Below are 21,078 nucleotides of genomic sequence, written 5' to 3' on the forward strand. Positions count from 1 at the left end.
CGCCCGAGGCCGGCTCACCCCAAGTACCGTGCATCTGAAGGAAGTTGCTCATGGGCTTAGCGACGTCCAGCGTCATCACCCTGCATATCAACGGCGAGAAGCACACGCTGCCCGTCGACCACCGCACCACCCTGCTCGACGCTCTGCGCGAGCGGCTCGATCTGACCGGCACCAAGAAGGGCTGCGACCAAGGCCAGTGCGGTGCCTGCACTGTTCTGGTCGACGGCCACAGGACGGTGGCCTGTCTGCAACTCGCCGTCGCGGCCGAAGGGCGCGAGATCACCACCATCGAAGGCGTCGCGGACGGCGACCGGTTGCATCCGGTGCAGCAGGCGTTCATCGATCTCGACGGCTACCAGTGCGGCTACTGCACACCCGGACAGATCTGTTCGGCGATCGGCATGCTCGCGGAGCACGCTGCCGGATGGCCGAGCGCCGCTTCCGGTGACGTACGTCCGGCGGCCGGGCCGACGCCGCTGACCCCCGAGGAGATCCGGGAGCGGATGAGCGGCAACCTGTGCCGTTGCAGTGCCTACACGTCGATCGTCGAGGCCGTCGCACGAGCCGCCGAGGCCGACGCCTCGTCAGCGGCCGGCGTGCCGGAGCCGTTGGGGGAGGCCGCCGCATGAGGGAGTTCGACTACCGCAGGGCGTCCGACGTGTCGGGTGCCGTCGCTCTCCTCGGCGACGATCCGGACGCGCGCTACCTCGCCGGCGGCACCAACCTGGTCGACCTGATGAAGAGCGGTGTGGAGCGACCCGGCCGCCTCGTCGACGTACGTGAACTGCCCCTGGACCGCATCGAGTCGGCCCCGGACGGCGGACTGCGCATCGGCGCGACGGTCACCAACAGCGACCTCGCCGCCCACCCCGACGTCCGCAGCCGCTACCCGATGCTGACCCAGGCGGTGCTCGCCGGTGCCTCCGGTCAGCTGCGCAACATGGCCACGGTCGGCGGGAACCTCCTCCAGCGCACCCGCTGCGCCTACTTCACCGACACGACCAAGCCGTGCAACAGGCGGGCCCCTGGCAGCGGTTGCCCGGCCCGCAGCGGCGAGCACCACAACCACGCCATCCTCGGTGCGTCCGAGACCTGTGTGGCCGTACACCCCTCGGACATGGCCGTGGCCTTGGCCGCCCTCGACGCCGTGGTGCACTACGAAACCGCCGACGGGCAGGGCGAGTTGCCGCTCGATCAGCTGTATCTGCCCGTCGCCGACACCCCGCACCGTGAGACGGCGCTGCCGACGGGTGCACTGATCACCGGCGTCTTCCTGCCGCCGGTGCCGGTCGCGGCCCGCTCCCGGTACCGCAAGGTGCGCGAGCGCGCCTCCTACGCCTTCGCGATCGGTTCCGTCGCCGCCGCCCTCGACATCCGTGACGGAGCCGTGCACGACGCGCGCCTCGCGTTCGGCGCGGTCGCCTCCCGGCCCTGGCGCGCCCGTACCGCGGAGCGGACCCTGATCGGGGCGCCCGCCACCGCCGAGACATACGCGGCCGCCGCTGCGGCCGAACTCGCCGCGGCCCGGCCGCTGCCGCACAACGGATACAAGGTGACCCTGATGCACAACCTGACCGTGGCCGTGCTGAGCGAGCTCGCCGAGGAGGCCGCGCTATGACCACCACCGCACAAGAGGCCGCCGTACGCGCGGTCGGCACCGGTCACGTGAGGGTGGAGGGCCGGGACAAGGTCACCGGCGCGGCACGCTACGCCGGCGACATCCCCTTCACCGAACTGGCCTACGGATGGCTGGTGTTGTCCACCGTGGCACGGGGCCGCATCCGCGACATCGCCAGCGGCCCCGTCCTTGAGATGCCCGGTGTCGTCGCCGTCCTGGACCACCGCAATGCCGCACGCCTGGAGACCGACTACGTCGGCATGCTGGGCAGGCCGGACCCCACCTGCGCCGTCTTCCAGCACGACGCTGTGCCCCATGTGGGCTGGCCGGTGGCCCTGGTCGTCGCTCAGACGCCCGAGCAGGCACGGGAAGCGGCCGAGGCCCTGGTCGTCGAGTACGAACCGCTCCCGCACGACATCGAGTTCACGGGGGACCACCCGGACGCTCATCCCGTGGACGGTCACATGCCAGGTGTCACCGACAAGGGCGACCTGGAGGCCGAACTGGCCGCGTCGGCCACCGTCGTGGACGAGGAGTACACCACGCCGGAGGAACACCACCACCCCATGGAGCCCCACGCGGCGACCGCCCGCTGGGAGGACGGCCGGCTGGAGGTGGTCGACTCCAACCAGGGCACCACCTGGGTGGTCGGCGAGCTGGCGAGCCTGTTCTCGCTGGACCCCGCGTCGGTCCGGGTGCGTTCTGAGCACGTCGGCGGCGGGTTCGGCAGCAAGGGCGTACGCGCTCACCAGGTGGCGGCCGTGATGGCGGCGACGATCCTCCAGCGGCCGGTGCGCGTGGCTCTGACCCGGTCTCAGATGTTCGCGCTGGCCGGCCACCGCAGCCCCACCGTCCAGCGGGTCAGGCTCGGGGCCGACACCGAAGGGCGGCTGCGCGCCCTGGACCACCGCTCGGTGAGCCGTACCTCCACGGTGTACGAGTTCGTCGAGCCGAGCGCGGGCGTGGCACGGGTGCTGTACGACGCCGTCGCCCACCACACCGAGAACCGCGTCGTACGGCGCGACGTGCCCAGCCCCACCTACATGCGCGGGCCCGGCGAGGCGCCGGGATCCTTCGCCCTGGAGTCCGCCCTCGACGAACTCGCCGAGAAGTGCGGGATCGACCCGATCGAACTCCGGCTGCGCAACGAGCCTGACAAGGGCCCGGTCTCCGGCCTGCCCTTCGCCACCCGCAACCTGCGCGCCTGCTTCGAGGAGGGCGCACGCCGCTTCGGCTGGGCGCAGCGCGATCCCCGGCCGGGTGTGCGGCGCGACGGCCGCTGGCTGCTGGGCACCGGCACCGCCGCCGCGTCCTTCCCGGCGGGAGCCGCCCCCTCCACCGCCGCCGTCACCGCCGAGGCCGACGGCCGCTTCACCGTGCGGATTGCCGCGGCCGACATCGGTACAGGCGCACGGACCGCGCTCACCCTCGTCGCGGCCGACGCCCTCGGCGTCGCACCGGAGCGGGTGACCGTGCGGATCGGGGACAGCGAGTTCGGCTCCGCGATGATTGCGGGCGGTTCGATGGGCACCCGCTCCTGGTCCATGGCTGTCATCGCGGCCGCCCGCGACCTGCTGGAGCGACTTGTTCCCGGCATGGCGATCCCCGCCGAAGGGATCACCGTGCGCTCGGACACCACCGCGCAGATCGCCGCGCTCGCGAACATGGAACGGCACTCCTACGGCGCCCAGTTCGCCGAGGTCGCCGTGGACCCGGCCACGGGTGAGGTGCGCGTACGCCGCATGCTCGGCATCTTCGCCGCCGGCCGTATCGTCAACCCGCTGACCGCACACGGCCAGTTCACCGGCGGCATGGCCTGGGGCATCTCCATGGCCCTGCACGAGGAATCCGTGCGCGATCCGGCCTTCGGTGGCCCGGTCGGCGCCGATCTGGCCGGATATCACGTGGCCACGAACGCCGACGTGCCGCGCATCGAGGCGGACTGGGTGGACGACACCGACCCCCACGATCCGGTCGGCATCAAGGGCATCGGCGAGGTGGGTATCGTTGGTGTCGCGGCTGCCATCGCCAACGCCGTCTGGCACGCCACCGGCGTGCGGCATCGCAGCCTGCCCATCCGCCCGAGCCGTGTCCTCACGGCAGGCAGCGATGCTTGACCTGCTGCCTGAGCTGAAGGAATGGCTGGACGACGGCCGTGACGTCGCCGTCGCCACCGTCGTGTCCGTCGGCGGCAGCGCCCCCCGCGGCCCCGGCGCCGCCCTCGCCGTCGACCGGGCCGGCACCGTCATCGGCTCGGTGTCGGGCGGCTGCGTCGAGGGTGCGGTCTACGATCTGTGCGCTCAGGCGCTGGACACCGGGCAGAGCGCTGTGGAGCGCTTCGGATACAGCGACGAGGACGCCTTCGCCGTGGGCCTGACCTGCGGCGGCGTCCTCGACGTGATGGTCACACCCGTGTTCGCGAACACGCCGGTCAGGGCATTGCTGAGCTCCGCCCTTGACGCCGCGGAACGGGGCGAGCCGGTGGCCCTGGTCCGGGTCGTCGAGGGGCCGCCCGAGCACCTCGGTGCCACTCTGCTCGTCCACGGCGACGACTCCGTGGAGGGCGGCCTCGGGATTCACGCGGACCTCGACCGCACGGCCGCGGCGCAGGCGCGGGCAGCGCTCGACACAGGCCGTACGGGCACGGTCGAGCTGTCACCGGACGGCTCGCACTGCCCCGACGGGCTCACCCTGCTCGTGGAGGCCGGCGCTCCGCCGCCGCGGATGATCGTCTTCGGCGCGGTCGACTTCGCCGCGGCGCTGGTGCGGGCCGGCAAGTTCCTGGGCTATCACGTCACGGTGTGCGATGCCCGACCGGTGTTCACCACACCGGCCCGCTTCCCCGAGGCGGACGAGGTCGTCGTGGACTGGCCGCACCGCTATCTGCGGGGCACCCGGACCGACGGACGCACCGTTCTGTGCGTCCTGACGCACGACGCCAAGTTCGACGTCCCCCTGCTGGAGGTCGCGCTACGGCTCCCGGTCGCCTTCGTGGGCGCGATGGGCTCGCGCCGTACCCACACCGACCGGGACCGTAGGCTGCGTGAAGTAGGCTTGAACGAGGGGGAGGTGGCCCGTCTGAGGTCACCCATCGGACTCGACCTCGGGGGCCGTACGCCCGAGGAGACCGCCCTGTCGATCGCGGCGGAGATCGTCGCGGCCCGCAGAGGCGGCACGGGCCGCCCACTGACCGGCACGGGAACACCGATCCACCACAGCGGAACAGCCCACGCCCACCGCTCATCCGGCCGACAGCGCCCCGAAGGGGCGCGGGGCTGTACTGATTTGCGGCTCCGCCGCGCGGGCCCGAGCAGCCACGATGGTGCCGCAGCCGACCGAACTTCGTGAACGCCCGACGGTCAGTGCCACACGGGGCGGAAGCGGATCGCCGTGCCTCCGCCCGCGACGAGCCGCAGCTTCAGGACGGTCGACGCCCTGACCGTCTCGGTGCGGACGTCGATCGGCAACGGTCGTCTGGACGCGGGTACCGAGTCCGGCCGGGTCCCAGGTCACGTTGAGTACGCCCGGGGTGTAGTCGGCCGGCCCTCCCATGAACCTGGTGAACGGGAGGATCGTGGCCTGCTCCGGCGGGTTGCCGAGTGGGCCCATGTAGTTGTGCTGCTCCATGCCGGCGACCCCCTCGCCGGTCATCATGTTCGGGTAGGTACGCGCCAGCCCGGTCGGCTTGATGGCCTCGTGCGCGATGATCATGATCTGGTGGCGGGCCGCCGTCTCGACGACACGCTGGTAGTGGCGCACCGCTTCCTGGTCGAAGTGGCTGCGGTTGACCCCGCCCAGCACGAACTTGGTGGCGTAGCCGGTCTTGACCGAGTGGATGCCCAGTTCCGCGTATCGCGCGAAGATCGTTTCCAGGTGCTGCTCGTAGTGGTCCACGAAGCCGCGGGTTTCGTTGTGCGCGGTGAACCCGACGCCGTTGGCCCGGGCATGGCGCAGTACCTCCGCCAGGTCGAAGTCGGCCTGAGGCGTGAGGAAGTCCTGACCGGTCCAGCTGCCACCGGCGTTGGTGTTCCAGCCCTCGGCGAGCACGGAGCGCGCGCCCGCCGCCCTGGCGAGATCGATGTAACGTTTGACCCGCTCCGTCGTCGCACCGTGACGTGGTCCCTCGGTCCACGTCGTGTGACGCCGCTGCAGTTCCCACCAGACTCCGACGTACGTGCCGGGCGAGATCCACGACATGTCCCCTATCGCGCACGGCTCGTTGAGGTTCTCGATCAGATGGGATTCGGCGAGATCGCCGGGCCGGCCGCCGATGACAAGTGTGCGCCAAGGGGTGGCGAATTCGCCCCTGAGGTGTGCTTTCGCTCCGTCGGGGAGGCTGATCAGCTCGCTGGTGAAGGTGCCGGGCCGGTCGCCGTCGGCCACGAGGGTCATGCTCGGATAGTCGATCAGCGCCGCCTCGTGCACCACGATGTACTCACCGCCCTTGGTGGCCAGTGACATCGGGGTCTGGGCGGTCTCCACGTCCGCCAGCCGGGCTCGCCGGTAGTGCCGCTCGTCGGCCCTCCAGTCCGTGCCCGCCGCCAGCGACCAACTCGTGGCGGTCGGTGGCAGGGAGAACTCGGTCCTCTCGGCCGTCACGGTGTAGGTGTCGAGCCCGGTCTGGGCCGGCAGGCGGTAGCGGAAGCCGACACCGTCGTCGAAGACCCGGACGACCAGCTCCAGCCGTAGCCCGGTCGCCGGTTGCACGGTCCGCAGCACGCCTTCCCGGGCATGGTTGCGGACGAGCGCGTCGGGCCCCCACACCGGCCGCCATTGCTCGTCGATCGTCCTGCGCCGCACGGACTCCAGCACCAGTCCGCCGGTGAGCGAGGGGCGCCCGTCCAGGTCGAGCCCCAGCCCGGAAGAGGCCACCAGGACCCGTCCGTGGCGTGTGACCTCGTAGCGAAGCCGTCCGTCCGCCACCCGCACCGCCACCCGCAATCTGCCGTTCGGCGAGACGATCACGGCGTCGCCGGGTGGCCCGGTGGACGCGGTGGCTGGCACGGTGAGCGCCCCGCTGAGTACCGCACCGGCGGTGGCCCCGAGGACGGCACGGCGGTTGGGATCACTGGCCATGTCACGCTCCATCACAGGTCGTTGGCCGCAGCACGGGGGCGCATCCTGATGTCACGCTGTTGCAACGTTGTAACAAGCGCTTTCTCGTGACGTCAACCCTTCGGCGCCCAAATGGCGGCGGTCAACCGTCTGCCTGACCAGTAGCGCCCCGGGCCCAACTCCTGCGGTGCGTCCACCAATTGCTGCAAGTGCCGTTGACTTCGGGGCAGTACGAAGCGAAGGTTGCCGCCGCGGTAAACGTTGTAACGACCGGTGGAGGAGGCTCACTGCGATGGCGCAGTATCAGATCGGGCGTAGGCACGTGTTGCAGGCCTCGGCTTTGGCGTTCGCCGCAGCGGCCGCACCGTGGAGCACCTCTGCCGCCTCGGCCGCGCGACTGGTCGACGAGGACGGCTACGAGCTGTGGCTGCGCTACCCGCTCGTATCCGATCCCGACCGCCTCGATCAATACCGGCGGAGTCTGACGAGCATCGCCCGCCACGGTGACGGTCCAGTGCTGGAGAACGCCGAGGCCGAACTGCGGCGGGCCGTCGAAGGGCTCACCGGCCATACGCCCGCTGATGTCCGCGCCCCGAAAGCGGCGATCGTCGTCGGCCGGGTGCAGGACTCGTCGCTGCTGCGGTCCTACGTGGACGAGGACCGGGACTTCCGGCTCCGTGAGCAGGGTTTCGTGATCAAGTCAGTGGGAGCGCGCAACGGGCGTCGGCGGATCTTCGTCATCGGTCTCACCGAACGCGGGGTCCTCAGCGGAGTGTTCCACCTCATCCGGCTGTTGCAGCTCCATACACCGCTGTCGAAGGTGTCGACCCGGCAGAACCCGGCCGTCGGGTTGCGGATGATGAATCACTGGGACAACCGTGACGGCTCGATCGAGCGCGGATACGCCGGCACGACGATCTTCGGCTGGGACGAGCTGCCAGTGATCTCCGGCCGGCACGTCGACTACGCGCGGGCGATGGCCTCCATCGGGATCAACGCCTCGGTGATCAACAACGTCAACGCCGACGCGGACTTCATCAGCAGCGGCATGCTGGACAAACTGGCGCCGCTGGCTGCTCTCTTCCACTCATGGGGCATTTCCCTGTGGCTCTCGGTCGACTACGCCAGCCCACTCGTGCTGACGACCGACGACGCGGACCCGATCGCGACGGCTGACCCCGCCGATCCTCGTGTGCGGCAATGGTGGAGCGCGAAGGCCGGCGAGATCTTCTCGAAGCTGGACGGTTTCGGCGGCTTTCTGGTCAAAGCGAACTCCGAGGGCCGGCCCGGTCCGCTCGACTACGGCCGTACCCACGCCGAGGGCGCCAACATGCTGGCCAAGGCGGTACACCCGCACGGCGGGAAGATCGTCTGGCGTAGCTTCGTCCACGAGGACTTCAGCGACTGGGCGGAGTACCAGTACCGGACCTTCGCGCCGCTGGACGGCGACTTCGACGACAACGTCGTCCTGCAGACGAAGTACGGACCGATCGACTTCCAGGTCCGCGAGCCGGTGCACCCGCTGTTCGGCCGGATGCGCCGCACCCACCAGATGGTCGAGCTCCAGCTGACCCAGGAGTACACCGGCCACGCGGTGCACACGTGCTATCTGGCGCCCATGTGGCGCGAGGTCCTGAGCTTCCCGACACAGGGACCGGTCAGCGGGCCGACCGTGGCCGAGATCCTCGCGGAGGGTTCGCTGCGGAAGCCGTGCACCGGCATCGCCGGCGTCAGCAACTTCGGCAACGACCGCGACTGGACCGGCTATCAGCTGGGCGCGGCCAACACCTATGCCTTCGGCCGCATGTGCTGGGACACCGACACCGACCCTCGGGACCTGGCCGAGGAATGGGTGCGAATGACCTTCGGTACCGACACGAAGGTCACCCGGGCCGTCGTCGACATCCTGGCCGGCTCCCGGGAGACGTACGAGGCGTACTCCTCCCCGCTCGGACTGGGATACTTCACCAACCCCGGCGGCGACCACTTCGAGCCGAATCCGAGGGCGACGCTCTTCCAGTCGCACCACACCACCGCCGAGGGCACCGGTTTTGACCGCACCACGGCCACCGGCAGCGGCTTCACCGGGCAGTACCCGAAGGCCTGGCAGGACCTCTACGAATCCCTGGAGACATGCCCCGACGAGCTGCTGCTGTTCATGCACTGGGTCCGCTACGACCACCGCCTTCGCTCCGGCTCAACGGTCATCCAGCACATCTACGACACCCACTTCCAAGGCGTCGAAGAGGCCAAGCGGTTCCTCCTCGCCTGGCGCGCACTCGCCGGGCGGGTCGACGGGCAGCGCCACGACGACATCGAGGCAGCCTTCACGGCCCAGCTGGAGCACGCCCGGCTGTGGCGGGACGTCGTCGTCGGCTTCTATTTCGACCACAGCCGGCGCGTCGACGAGCGGCGCACATGGTTTCAAGTCGCCCTCGGGCCACGGCGCGTGCTGCTCGGCGGCAGGGCGAACCTCCTGCCGGTCGACATCACCAACGCTTCGAAGGACAAGCATCAACTGCGTGTGCGACTGCGCCCGCCGAACGGGCAGTGGACCTCCGCGACCGCCACCGGCGAGGCTGACGGTGCCCGGACCGCCGAGCTCGAACTGTCGGTCGCCCCGACGCTGGCCGGCACCGTCGCACCGGCGGACTTCGAGGTGTCACCGAAGCTCACCCGCCTGGACGGGGCCATCCCGGACCTGGTGGTAGCCCCGGACGGTGCCCGCTGCCGACTGGCCCTGAACGCAGGACCGGACGGCGGTGCGTCGATGCCCGGTTACACCCCGCTGAAGCCGTCGTCCGCCTGGTCGCCGCAGGCCGGCTTCGGCTGGGTGGGGGACAGACCCACCGGACGCGATCGCGGCGGCGAACCGCTGATCCGCGACATGCTCTACAACGACCGCTCACGGGTGCTGCGCATCGCCGTACCGGCCGGCCGGCACACCGCGTACGCGCTCGTCGGCGACACCGGCGCGACGGCCTCGCCGACCAGGATCGCGGTGGACGGCAGGACAGTCGCCACCAGCCCCAGGCAGCCCAGCGGCACATTCACCTGGCTGGAGCTACCGCTGGACGGCGGCGCTTCGGGACGGACCCTGGACCTGACCTTCACCGGCGAGGGAGGGCCCTGGCGACTGAACGCGCTGGCCCTTCCGGACGAGTCGCTGCCGAAGCCGTCCCTGCTGGTGATGAAGGCGACCACGGAACAGGTCTGGTGGACCGGACGGCCCAACGAGGTCACCCTGCTGGTACGCAACACGGGCGACACGGACCGCGAGGTCACTGCCGGGCTCACCACCCCGGACAGCTGGGAGACGACTTCGGGCACCGTCACCGTCAGGGCGGGCACGGATGCGGAGCTGACGGTCACCGCCACCCCGGACTCGAAGCCCGGCTTCGCCACCGTGGGGATCCGGGTCGACAGCGGGAACGAGGAGATCGAGCGCGGCCGTTCGGTGCCGGTGGTGACCGCCCCGCACGCCGACGACGTCGTGCTGGCGCTCGACGCAGGGCCGGACGGGAGCCCCCTGGTGCCCGGCTGGACCCGGCTCACCCCCGGCGACCGGTACGACGACGAGCGCGGCTTCGGCTGGACCAAGGCGCGCCCCGACCCGCGCGACCGAGGTACCGGCGACGCCCTGCGGCGCGACTTCGTCACCCAGAAGATCAAGGACTCCGCGATCCGTCTGCGCGTGCCGGCCGGCAGGCACACCGTGTGGGTACTGAGCGGGGACATGGTCGCTGAGTCCGCGATCACCACCATCTCAGAGCACGGCACCGTCCTGGGCAGCTCCGGCGACGACACCCTGCCGGCGCGCACCTTCGTCTGGTTCGCCTTCGAACTGGACGGCGGGGCGTCCGGCCGCACCGCCGAACTGGACATCACCGGGTCGAAGTTGAACGGCCTGTGGCGGATCGGCGCGCTGGTCATCGTCTGACCGCGTCTCGCGACTGCGCACCCGCACTCCCCGCTTCACCGGCTGCCGCGGGCGGCCCGACCCGGAGAAGGAGACCACGACACATGGCACGATCCAACACGACTGCGGAGACCGGAGCACCGCGCAGACGGGCCGGGCGGCTGGTTGCGACGGTCGCGGCGATCGGCGTGATCGGTTTCGGCGTGCAGCCGGCCACCGCCGACCCCGGGGACCGTCCCGGGACGTACACGAACCACATCATGGACGACATCGCCGACGCCTACTCCGACCCGTCGATCATCCGCGGGAAGGACGGCTACTGGTACGCCTACGCGACCCAGACATACATGACCAAGCAGAACGCCGGCGGACCGTGGGAGTCACAGCACTTCATGCCGATCACCCGCTCGTCCGACCTGGTCAATTGGACCTACGTCGGGGACGTGTTCGGTCCGGACAACCACCCTCAGTGGCGCGACTTCGAAAGCACCTATTACTGGGCGCCCGACATCCGGTACATCAATGGCAAGTACTACTTGTACTACTCGGTGGCCGGTAACGACGACAACACCGTGGCCCTGGCCACCGCCGATCACCCCGCCGGGCCGTGGACGGACATCGGCCGCCCGGTCCTGCCGTACGGCAAGGAGGTCAACCAGATCGACCCGGCGGTGTTCGTCGACACCGACGGGGAGAAGTATCTGTACTACGGCTCGTTCCGCGACGGCGGCATCCAGGCGGTACGGCTCAACGCCGAGGGTACGGCGCCGGCCGGCGAACCGGTGCAGGTGGTCGGCGCACGCCGCGGCGAGGCGGCGTACGTGCGAAAGCGCGACGGCTGGTACTACCTCTTCTACTCCGGGCTGGGCTGCTGCGCCCGTGACAAGGGCGCGTACCCGGTGTACGTCGGCCGGTCGAAGAGTCCGATGGGGCCGTTCGTCGACGCTGAGGGCGTGGGCCTGGCCGACCTGCATCCGGGCGGGACGATCGTCAACTCGCCCAACGGCAACAGGTGGGTGGCCACCGGGCACTCGGCCGACGTGGTGGACAAGTCAGGCCAGGAGTGGATACTCACCAACGGCTTCGATCGTTTCGAGAAGGACCCGGGCTGGGGCGGACGTCCCACGGTGATGGACCGCCTTGACTGGATCGACGGATGGCCGACTGTGCGCGCCGGTGCCTGGACCAGCGAGGGCACCCAGACCGCGCCGGTCGCGACGTGGGACGTCGGCAGCGGCTTCCAGGCCGGACTCGGAGGCTTCCGGACCCTGGGAACCGGCGTCTGGAAGGCAGGCGTCGACTCGGACTCGGGCCGCTACGCGCGAGCCACCGACGGCGGCTCCGCCCCGCAGCTGCTGCTGCCGAACCGTGCCCCGAAGGGCGACGTACGGCTGGAGACCGATGTGCGGGTACGTGACGACCGCGGGCGCGTCGGACTGGTCCTGGCTTCCCGGGGCGTCGCCGACCACCTGATCGCCTGGGTCGGATCCGGCAGTGCCCTGACAGTCGAGCTGACCCGGGGCGGCAAGGTGCGGAAGACCTGGACGGAGCGACTGCACTCCGGCGCCGATGTAAGGACCTGGCACTCGCTGAACGCCGAGATCCGCGACGGCCGAGCGCGGGTGGAGATCAGCTCGGCGATGCTGGGGATGCCCCTCGCCGAGATCGAGGTGCACGTCCCCGCCACATGGGACAGGGGCGGCGCCGCGTCCAGCCACGGCTCGGGCGAGGTCGACAACGTCGGGGTCACCAGGCTCTTCACCCCGGTGACGAGGAAGAAGCCCGAGCCGAGGGTCGGCGAGGAGTTGACGTCCCGCCGTGAGGACTTCACCGACGACAGCCTGGACGGCTGGGAGTGGTTCGGTCCGCCCGACGGAAAGGTGGCCGACGGGAGATATGTGTGGCCCACCCAGGACGCCGACTTCTCCGGCAACGGAACGATGGCATCCGCTCTGCTCCGTGCGGCTCCCAAGGGGACCTACACGGTGGAGACCAAGCTGCACCTGCCCATCACCGACGCCCCCGACGGCCGGAGCCAGGCCGGGATCATCGCCTTCCGCAGCCCGAAGGACTCCATCCACCTCGCACCGACCCGCACCGGACCGACTCGCCAGGTGTTCCTGTGGATCGGCCGGGACCGGGACTCGTGGCCGGAGATGCAGATCGGCCCCTCGGCGGACACCATGTGGCTGCGCCTGCGGCACACCGTCAACCGGAAGACCGGCGAGCACATGTACCAGGCGGCGACCAGCCGCGACGGGAAGAAATACATCTGGGGCGGTGTCTGGCACCTGCCGGCCGGCGACGACCCACGCATCGGCCTGGTCTCACTGGCGGGCGAGGGCTTGACTGCTGAGTTCGACTACGTCCGCTTCTACCGCTGACAGTTGGTGCTCGGAGACGACCTCGCCTACGGCACCGACGTCTGGATCTGCGCCGTCAAAGGCCACTCCACCGACAGCCTCCGCCCCCGCATCCCAGGTTCGGCAACGGCAGGGGGCGACCGACGCACTCCCCAGCCTCACTACGAGACGTCGGCCGGCTCGCTCACATGGTCGTCCGTGCAACGCAGCGCAGGGATTGCCGCCGAGATCAGCAGCCCGGTGAGGACAAGGGCGGCCATGAGCAGCCAGGCGTTGGTGAACGCACGGTCGCGGTAGAAGGAGGTGCCGGCGACGGTGGTGGAGTCGGCGGCGAGGGTGAGGTAGAGGGCCTGGCTGCTCAAGGTCAGGAAGACCTGGCCGAGCAGGGAGGCCATACCGGTTGCGGCTGCCTGTTCCTGCGGTGTCACGACTGAGAGGATCATGGTCTGCTGGCCGGCCATGAGCATGCCGCCGCCGAGGCCGATCACCAGACTGCAGGTGATGACCTGGAGTTGACTGGAGTGGTAAAGCGCGGCGCAGACGAACCCGGCGGCCAGTATCACCAGAGCGGCGTACCAGAGTGTCCGCGGGCTGACGGTGCGTGCGGCGCGGCCCACGCCGATTCCGGCGCCGAAGGTCACGAGCCCGCCGGGAATGCCGATGACTGCGTTGTGCAGCGCGCTCCAGCCGAGTCCGTCGGACACACCGGGGATCGACGGGTAGAGGGCGAGAAAGATCAGGATGGAGGCCGAGGCGAAGTAGGCGGCCTGGGACAGCGAAGAACCCAGCAACACCGTTGCTGTGGCTCGCCGGCGCAGCATCCGTAGGTCGACGATCGGCTCCTCGGCCCGCATCTCGCTGATCAGAAAGCCAGCCAGGCTGCCGAGAGCGGCGGTGAACAGGGCGATCACCGTCGCGGAGGCCCAGCCCCAGGCGTTTCCTTGCCCGATGGCGATGATCGTGAGCGACAGCGCGACGCCGAGCAGCAACGCTCCCGGCCAGTCGAGTCGGCCGGTGGCCGGGCGCCGCGGAGTCTCGGGTATGCACAGCAGAGCTGTGAACGCGACCAGGGTGGATCCGACCAGGAACCACAGCGCCCCACGCCAGCCGTGGGTGTCCAGCAGCCAGGCGGACAGCAGCGGGGTGATCAGTGCGAGGATGCCGAGTGACCCGGCGATCGTTCCCAGGGCGACGGTGGCCTTGCGCGGTGGGAAGAGGTCGCGTGCTGCCGCGAGCGTGAGTGCGGCAACTGGCCCGTACAACCCCCCGATCACACGCCCGAAAACCATCACGGAATAGGTGGGGGCCAGCACGGTGACCAGGTCGCCTACGAGGCCGACAGCCGCGAGCACCAGCATGACACGGCGCTTGCCGTAGGCGCTGCCGAAGCTCACGGCGAACGGGGTGGCCACGATCGTTGCCAGGGTGAAGGACAGGCTGAACCAGGCGATCTGGGTGGTGTGGAAGTGCTGAGCGATCTGCGGTTGGGCGTTGGCCGCCATGATGCCCGCGACGACCATGAGCTGTCCTGGCCAGATGAGAGCCCCGAGCTGGGCCAGTTCTCGTCTGGTCCAGCGGCCGGAGTCGGAAGTCGGAGCGGCACAGTGGGCCGGCTCGGGGGCACGGAACGGCGGGGCCTGGTCGGCCGTTTCAGTCGAAGGGTTCACGGGTTCTCCGAGGGCAGTCGGCCCACGGCGATGGCCGGGATCCGGGCGCTTTCTGGAACGGAGCGGGTTACTTAGCCTCGATGTCCGGTTTTGAGTTGTGGCACTTTAACTGGTGCAGTGCGTAGACGACCATGGTCCGGTAGGCACGTTCCTGACTGATCCCGGCCTCCACGAGGGAGATCGGCAGGCTCACATGTCCCGTGGGGCGGTCGCGGTCATGCCTCTCGTCCGGAGAGTTCTCAGCTGTCGAGACCCCGTCCGTCAACGGTGATGGTGCGGGCGAGCCGGTCGGCATGCCGCCGGACGCCACCAACCAGGTCAAGGCGTCCTCGGGTCAGTACCCACTGGAGTTGAAGGCCGTCGCTCACGGCGATGCACTCGCGCGCAGTGGCGGCACAGTCCAGGTCCGGGACGAGTTCGCCGGCGGCGACACCGCTGCGGAAGCGCTGTGCGATCTCCTCGACGACGGCTTCGTACTGACGTGAATACAGCTCGTGAGCGGGGCTCGAAGGCTCGGACGCTTCCGAGGCCGTGATGACGAACAGTTCGATCAGACCTGGCTGCGACACATGCCATGCGGTGGCGTCGACCATCTCCCTCAACGTCTCAACACCGCCGATGTCTATCGGAATAGCCGCCCAACGGTCGTCACCGGACTGCATCCGGAACTCGACCACGGCCAGGAGCAGATGGTGTTTGCTGGGAAAATGGTGCAACAAGCCGCTGTCGGAGATGCCGGCGTCCTGCGCGATCTGCGCCATCGACACCTGATGGTATCCCTCGGCGGCGAACCGCTGCGCCGCAGCCTCAACAATGCGAGTTCGTCGAGCGAGCCCCACCTTGTAAGCGCCTCTGGGACGCCGCGTCACCATGGGCCAGTACGATACCCACAGGTCACAGCCGACCGCCGGGGGCCCCGCAATCGGCCTGATCATGCCCGGCCGCGGTGAGGTGTTCGAGGGGCCGGGAGGGGACGAACAGGGCCTGCTATTTCACACAAGGCCGGCGCGTACGGCCCAGACGACGGCCTCGATGAGGGTTTCGACGCCGATCCGATCACAAATGACGCGGATCCGTCTGCGGACGGTTCGCTCGCTGACCCCGAGTTTACGCGCCACAGTCTCGAAGCCGAGCCCCTCAGCCAGCAGCACCAGCAGCCTCAGCTCGTGCACATCGAGCTGTACATCTGGATCCGGACCGATGCTCTTGATTGCAGGGATCACGGACTTCCCCCCTCCCCGGCCGCCGGGCATCCGACCGCCGGAGTCATCGGTGTCGTGCAGGATCACAGAGTCAGCATGCTGGAGTTGCGGACGACGAGTTCGGGTTGCAGGAGAACGTGCTGGTGCCGGTGCTCTTCGGGTGTACCGCTTGCCTCTTGGAGCAGCAACTTGACAGAGCTGCCTCCTATGGCGGCCGCCGGCTGCCGTACAGATGTGAGGGGCACAGCGGCTGCTGCCGCGAATTCGATGTCGTCGTAGCCGACAAGGGCTATGTCGTTCGGCACATTGATCCGAGCGGAGAAAAATGTCTGGAGCATTCCGAGCGCAAGCAGATCGTTCGCGCAGAAGACGGCCGTCGGACGCTCGGGGAAGCCGAGTATCCGGGCTGCCGCGTCGCGTCCCGCCGCGACGTCCAGACGGTCGACGGGTATCTCCCGCAACGCCCGCGAGCCGATACCGGAGTCGGATATGGCGCGGAACGCCCCGGTGCGGCGGTCCTGGATCTGCTTCAAGTGAGACGGTCCGCTGACGTAGACGAGCCGGCGATGGCCCGCCTCGATCAGATGGCGCATCGCCGCCTGGCTTCCGGCAACATCGTCCACAGCGACCGAGCATGCGTCCTTCTCCGTTCCCGCCCGGTCCACCCGCACGAACGGGATCCCGTTCTTGCTCAGAATGCTCAGACTGCGCCCGGTGACATCGGCGGAGGAAACGATGACACCAAAAGCTCGGTGTTCGGCGAAGAGGGAGAGATATTCTGTTTCGACGTCGGTGTCCTGGACGCTGTCGCAGAGCATCATTTTCAGATCTCGTTCACGTGCCTTCGCTTCTGCGCCACGCGCCAGTTCGACGAAGAACGGGTTTCCCATGTCCAGGACGATGAGCCCCATGAGCCGACTGCTCTTGGCGCGCGTCTGGCGTGCCGATTCGCTGCGTACGTACCCCAATGTGTCAACTGCTCCCTGAATCCGGCTGCGGGTGTTCTTGGAAACTCGTTCCGGCCAGTTCAGAAAATTTGAGACGGTAGCGGCCGAAACGCCTGCAGCTCGCGCTACATCTTTGATTCCTGGCCTTCGAGAAACTATGTCCTCCGCGCCGGCCACGGTCACACGGCCACGGCGCAGCGACGACTTGGGCATGATCGATTCCTTTGCGGAGGGGGAGACGCGACCAAGTCGGCGCTCTGTCAGGTGACCGAGGCAGCTTGCCTCGGGGAAGACGCGCTCCCTGTCAACGTACGCCTCCGGGGTGTTGAGGCATGAACGCTCTCCTGCACAGGGCGCTGAACCGCCGAGTTGAAATGTTTCATGAAGGTTGCGTGGAAATTAGTTCCGTGCCGGAGCACCGTCAAGGGCCTGGAGGCGCGCCAGAGCGCCCGCCGACCACCGCCGCTCCCGCGCACCGCGCACGCAACCCCTCTGAGCTGGCAAGACGGCGCGGACAGAGTTCAGCATGCGGAATGACACGATTCAATAACGGACGTACCCGGTTTTGGAATCGCACAGCTGAAGTGGCTCTTGACCGTGCGGTGCCGGCGCCTCGCTCACGTCGTGCGATGGGTCCGGCCCCGTGCGCTGCCACCTCTGTCGCCGTGCCCCTCCTTTGGGCCCGTGGCCGGATCCGGACAGTCGCGTACACAAGCATTGTTGTGCCGGTCTCTCGCGGCTAACTTCTCGCTGGAACGTTTCAATGATCAATCCCCCCCCACAGCCTGAGCCGACAACCAAAGGGGTTGGACGATGACGTCCGAATTGTCGAGAAGAAGGATGCTCACGCTCGGTGCCGCCGCCGTCGCGGCCACTGCCACATCGGGGTGGCTCGGCGAGAGTACGGCGCTGGCTCACACGGCCGGTGAGAGGACCAGCACGACAGCCGTAGGGGACACGAAGATTGCGAAGGTCTTCGGCGGCAACCCGCTCGCGGCTCGGCCGATGGCCCGCATGTGGTTCCCGGACGCCGGTGCCGGCAAGGACAGTGAAGGCCTCGCGCTCGTGGCGAAGCAGCTCACGGACATGGCGAACGGCGGCTTCGGAGGCGTGGAGATCGCCTTCCTGTCGGACAACACCAGTTACGACAACGACGACGCCAAGGAGTTCGGCTGGGGCAGCGAGAACTGGCGGCGGATCCTGAAGCAGGCTCTGCGCACGGCCAATGGTGCCAAGGCGGGATTCAAGGTCGACATCACCATCACTTCGCACTGGCCGCCGATCGTGAACACGGTCGACCCCAACGACGACGAGCAGCAGCAGGAAGCGTCGTACGCGTACCGAAAGATCACTGCGGATGACCTTTCGGCCGGCCGGGGTGACCTGCCCCTTCCGGAGACCCGGACCCGGGACTTCTCCAACACCTCCAGTCTGATCGCTGACTTCGTCTTTGTGGACAAGCTCGCCACCGCCACCGTGGCGCGCGTCGCGAGCCTCGACGACAGCGGAGACCCGGTGTTCGAGCTGGCCTCGCTCATCGATGTCACCGCGGCCACCACACGCAAGCAGGAGACCGATGCCTCCGCCGCCGCGAAGGTGGAGAACGGCAAGCGTTACGCCGGTAGCGCGGCGGGTGTTCCCGACCGGGCCTACGCCGAGGCCAACGGCATCGACTACGACGACGTGCTCGCCAAGTTCGGTCCTGAGCCGACGAGTTCCAGCTTCAAGGGCAAGATCGACTCGGACGGGAACCGCCGTCGCATGGCCGACTGGCAATACCACTACGAGTCGGACCTGTCCAAGGTCGGCGCGCTGAAGAAGTACTCGCCCAGTTCGGGTGACTCCCTCGCGGCCGGTGACTACGTGTTGTTCGGCACCTACCGCCGAGGCACCGGTCAGATCATGTCCGGTGGCGCCTCGGTGACGATCCACAACCGCTCGTACGCCACCAACTACTTCAGCGCGGAAGGCGTGCAGAAGATCTTCGACTTCTGGGACGCGCACATCCTCGACCGCGAGATGATCTCGCTGCTGAAGAAGAACGGCCGGTTGGGCTCCAGCATCTTCGAGGACTCCATCGAGATCCACGCCGACAGCCCGCTGTGGACCCCGAACCTGCTCACCGCGTTCGAGCGGCTCAACGGTTACGACGTGGCCAAGTACGGGCCCGTCCTGGCGCTGAACTCGTCGGCGCGGTTCGACGACAGTGAGACGGCCACGCGTATCGGCGAGGACAAGAACCTCGTCCTGGGCGACCTGTACGAGACCGAACACGCGTCGCTGATCAAGGACTGGACCGACAGCTTCGGCTACACCTACCGCGCACAGGCCTACACGCTCAGCGGCCTCGACATCGCGCGGGCCGCCTCGGCTCTGGACATCCCCGAGGGCGACAACTCCACCTCCGGTGACGGGCTGCGCAACATCTCCGCCGCGGTCAACATGGCCGGCGGTGCGCTCGTCTCGATGGAGACCACGACCTTCAGCGCCAACATCAACTCCACCTGGCACACGGTCGCTCAGGAGGTCAACCGCGACCTGTCCCACGGCGTCAACCGCTCGATCTTCCACGGATCGGCCTTCGCCCGCAGCTTCAACGGCCACCAGAGCAGCTGGCCGGGCTGGAACTTCTGGACCTTCTCCTCGTACAACGCCCGCCAGATCTGGTGGGACGACGTCGACACCTTCAGCGGCTACGTCACCCGCAGCCAGACCGTCATGCAGCACGGCAACGCCCGCATCGACCTCGCCGTCCTGCTCGGCACCAACGACGGGTTCTCCATCCAGAGCGGCAACGGCTTCCAGTCGCTGCTGGACAAGGGCTACTCCTACAACCTGCTCAGCGAGTCCCTGCTGGACAGCAAGAGCGCCAAGGTGAGCGGGGGAGTGCTGGCGGCCGACGGCCCGGCGTTCAAGACGCTGATCGTGCGTGAGGCCACACGGCTGTCGGTCTCGACGGTGCAGAAACTGATCGACTACGCGGGCAAGGGCCTGCCCGTCATCCTCTACAACACCGACGTCACCCGCGTATACGGCACGAACAAGAACAACAACAACGACACCGCCCTGGCCCAGAAACTTGCCAAACTGAACAAGCTCGCCACCGTCGCCACCGCGACCACACAGGCGGAGATCCTGTCCCTGCTCGACAGCTGGAAGGTCACACCTGCCGCCCTCCACGACCTGGCCGGTGTCGAGGCGTCGCTCCGGCACTCCTCCGAGGCCGACTACTACTACTTCTACAACTCCACCTCGGCCGCGGTCTCCGGCAAGGTCACACTCGCCGGCACGGGCGTGCCGCACCTGCTGGACGCCTGGACCGGGGAGGTCACACCGATCGCGGAGTACGTGGCCGACGCGGACACGGTCACCGTGACCATCGACCTCGAAGGCCGGGACGCCGTCATCGTCGCGCTGGGCGGCGGCAAGGCCTCCCGGCAGACGCACGCCACCACCGTCAGCGCGGGAACCGTCCGCTACGGGGGCAAGGGACAGCTCATCCACAGGGCCGGCACGGCCGGCACGTCCACTGTGTCGCTGTCCACCGGCAAGAAGCAGAAGGTCACCATCGGCTCACTCCCTGACGCCGTCTCCCTCGGCACGGGATGGAAACTGGCACTGGAGAGCTGGGGACCCGACAAGGACGCCAACACCGTCGACCCGACCGTCTCCGCCAGGACCGGCATCAGCTTCACCGACACCTCCCTGGGCGACTGGACGGACCTGCCGGCCACCTCCGCTCAGCTCACGAGGCTCGGCGTCGACAGCATGAGCGAAGTCTCCGGCATCGGCCGCTACTCCACGACCTTCACGCTTCCCAAGACGTGGAGGAGCAACGTGGGAGCGCTGCTGGAACTGGCGCACGGCGACGACCTGGTTGCGGAAGTCCGCATCAACGGCGCCCTGATCGACGACGTGGATCAGTTCACGGACACCATCGACGTCGGCGGACTGCTACAAGCGGGCCGCAACGCCCTCGAAGTGAAGCTCGACACCACCCTGGGCCACCGCACCGGAGCGACGACCAGCTCGCAGACCTACGGGCTCACCGCGGTCACGTTGACGCCGTACGTCGAGAACACCCTCTGACCCGCTACCTCTCCTAGGGCCTCTCGTTTGGATCATGCCGGGCTCGCGGGCCCTGGCACCGCGCCTCGCGGCGTTGTCGTCGGTTGTCAGGGCTCCGCCCTGCCGCCCTCCTCCGCCTTGCGATGCACGGCACCAGACCCCGCTCCCTGATCCGGCCTGATCCAAACAAAAGACCCTAGCCCCGGTATCGCACGTCCGGATTCACCGAACCAGACCGG

At 68.6% G+C, this 21,078-nt stretch carries 12 protein-coding genes; 7 read left to right on the forward strand and 5 right to left on the reverse strand.

The window, feature by feature from the left end:
- The first annotated feature begins 50 nt into the window (after positions 1-50).
- The 4 genes from CTZ28_RS17285 to CTZ28_RS17300 are packed head-to-tail and all read left to right on the forward strand — an operon-like array spanning position 51 to position 4,966.
- Positions 51-629 (forward strand): (2Fe-2S)-binding protein, encoded by a 579-nt coding sequence (locus CTZ28_RS17285; protein WP_121890300.1) that lies wholly within the window; start codon positions 51-53, stop codon positions 627-629.
- The gene (locus CTZ28_RS17290; protein ID WP_121890301.1) at positions 626-1,618 is read left to right on the forward strand and encodes an FAD binding domain-containing protein; all 993 of its coding nucleotides are present in this window, start codon (positions 626-628) and stop codon (positions 1,616-1,618) included. The genes CTZ28_RS17285 and CTZ28_RS17290 overlap by 4 nt, the downstream gene beginning before the upstream one ends.
- Positions 1,615-3,735 (forward strand): xanthine dehydrogenase family protein molybdopterin-binding subunit, encoded by a 2,121-nt coding sequence (locus CTZ28_RS17295; protein WP_121890302.1) that lies wholly within the window; start codon positions 1,615-1,617, stop codon positions 3,733-3,735. The genes CTZ28_RS17290 and CTZ28_RS17295 overlap by 4 nt, the downstream gene beginning before the upstream one ends.
- A complete protein-coding gene (locus tag CTZ28_RS17300) occupies positions 3,728-4,966 on the forward strand; it encodes an XdhC family protein (protein ID WP_121890303.1) in 1,239 nt (412 codons plus the stop codon). The genes CTZ28_RS17295 and CTZ28_RS17300 overlap by 8 nt, the downstream gene beginning before the upstream one ends.
- Here CTZ28_RS17300 and CTZ28_RS17305 read toward each other — a convergent pair.
- Positions 4,859-6,694, reverse strand: coding sequence for a glycoside hydrolase family 97 N-terminal domain-containing protein (locus tag CTZ28_RS17305; RefSeq protein WP_183154438.1), 1,836 nt, complete (start codon positions 6,692-6,694; stop codon positions 4,859-4,861). The two genes, CTZ28_RS17300 and CTZ28_RS17305, sit on opposite strands and share 108 nt — an antisense overlap.
- A gap of 271 nt (positions 6,695-6,965) precedes the next feature.
- Here CTZ28_RS17305 and CTZ28_RS17310 point away from each other — a divergent pair, with 271 nt between their 5' ends.
- Both CTZ28_RS17310 and CTZ28_RS17315 read left to right on the forward strand, forming a co-directional pair.
- The gene (locus CTZ28_RS17310) at positions 6,966-10,613 is read left to right on the forward strand and encodes an alpha-glucuronidase family glycosyl hydrolase (protein WP_121890305.1); all 3,648 of its coding nucleotides are present in this window, start codon (positions 6,966-6,968) and stop codon (positions 10,611-10,613) included.
- An 83-nt stretch (positions 10,614-10,696) separates the two neighbouring features.
- The gene (locus tag CTZ28_RS17315) at positions 10,697-12,976 is read left to right on the forward strand and encodes a glycoside hydrolase family 43 protein (RefSeq protein WP_121890306.1); all 2,280 of its coding nucleotides are present in this window, start codon (positions 10,697-10,699) and stop codon (positions 12,974-12,976) included.
- Positions 12,977-13,116: 140 nt separating this feature from the next.
- On the opposite strand, the gene CTZ28_RS17320 is transcribed toward CTZ28_RS17315, so the two are convergent.
- From CTZ28_RS17320 to CTZ28_RS17335, 4 genes are all read right to left on the reverse strand, one after another.
- Positions 13,117-14,622, reverse strand: a complete 1,506-nt coding sequence (locus CTZ28_RS17320; protein WP_147481163.1) for an MFS transporter — start codon at positions 14,620-14,622, stop codon at positions 13,117-13,119.
- Positions 14,623-14,861: 239 nt separating this feature from the next.
- The gene (locus CTZ28_RS17325) at positions 14,862-15,494 is read right to left on the reverse strand and encodes a TetR/AcrR family transcriptional regulator (RefSeq protein ID WP_121890340.1); all 633 of its coding nucleotides are present in this window, start codon (positions 15,492-15,494) and stop codon (positions 14,862-14,864) included.
- Between the two features lie 120 nt (positions 15,495-15,614).
- On the reverse strand, positions 15,615-15,911 hold the full coding sequence (locus CTZ28_RS17330; protein WP_259471667.1) for a helix-turn-helix domain-containing protein: 297 nt from the start codon (positions 15,909-15,911) through the stop codon (positions 15,615-15,617).
- Positions 15,908-16,984: a LacI family DNA-binding transcriptional regulator gene (locus CTZ28_RS17335; RefSeq protein ID WP_121890308.1), complete on the reverse strand. Its 1,077-nt coding sequence runs from the start codon at positions 16,982-16,984 to the stop codon at positions 15,908-15,910. Before CTZ28_RS17335 ends, CTZ28_RS17330 begins: the two co-directional genes overlap by 4 nt.
- 600 nt (positions 16,985-17,584) lie before the next feature.
- Between CTZ28_RS17335 and CTZ28_RS17340 the strand changes: the two genes are divergently transcribed.
- The gene (locus CTZ28_RS17340) at positions 17,585-20,860 is read left to right on the forward strand and encodes a glycosyl hydrolase (protein ID WP_121890309.1); all 3,276 of its coding nucleotides are present in this window, start codon (positions 17,585-17,587) and stop codon (positions 20,858-20,860) included.
- The last annotated feature ends 218 nt before the right edge of the window (positions 20,861-21,078 follow it).

Source organism: Streptomyces shenzhenensis (assembly GCF_003688995.1).
Classification (GTDB): Bacteria; Actinomycetota; Actinomycetes; order Streptomycetales; family Streptomycetaceae; genus Streptomyces; species Streptomyces shenzhenensis_A.

Excerpts from the sequence above, each read along its gene's own strand:
- CTZ28_RS17285 (WP_121890300.1), top strand. The coding sequence starts at position 51 with ATGGGCTTAGCGACGTCCAGCGTCATCACCCTGCATATCAACGGCGAG.
- CTZ28_RS17290 (WP_121890301.1), top strand. The coding sequence starts at position 626 with ATGAGGGAGTTCGACTACCGCAGGGCGTCCGACGTGTCGGGTGCCGTC.
- CTZ28_RS17295 (WP_121890302.1), top strand. The coding sequence starts at position 1,615 with ATGACCACCACCGCACAAGAGGCCGCCGTACGCGCGGTCGGCACCGGT.
- CTZ28_RS17300 (WP_121890303.1), top strand. The coding sequence starts at position 3,728 with ATGCTTGACCTGCTGCCTGAGCTGAAGGAATGGCTGGACGACGGCCGT.
- CTZ28_RS17305 (WP_183154438.1), bottom strand. The coding sequence starts at position 6,694 with ATGGCCAGTGATCCCAACCGCCGTGCCGTCCTCGGGGCCACCGCCGGT.
- CTZ28_RS17310 (WP_121890305.1), top strand. The coding sequence starts at position 6,966 with ATGGCGCAGTATCAGATCGGGCGTAGGCACGTGTTGCAGGCCTCGGCT.
- CTZ28_RS17315 (WP_121890306.1), top strand. The coding sequence starts at position 10,697 with ATGGCACGATCCAACACGACTGCGGAGACCGGAGCACCGCGCAGACGG.
- CTZ28_RS17325 (WP_121890340.1), bottom strand. The coding sequence starts at position 15,494 with ATGGTGACGCGGCGTCCCAGAGGCGCTTACAAGGTGGGGCTCGCTCGA.
- CTZ28_RS17335 (WP_121890308.1), bottom strand. The coding sequence starts at position 16,984 with ATGCCCAAGTCGTCGCTGCGCCGTGGCCGTGTGACCGTGGCCGGCGCG.
- CTZ28_RS17340 (WP_121890309.1), top strand. The coding sequence starts at position 17,585 with ATGACGTCCGAATTGTCGAGAAGAAGGATGCTCACGCTCGGTGCCGCC.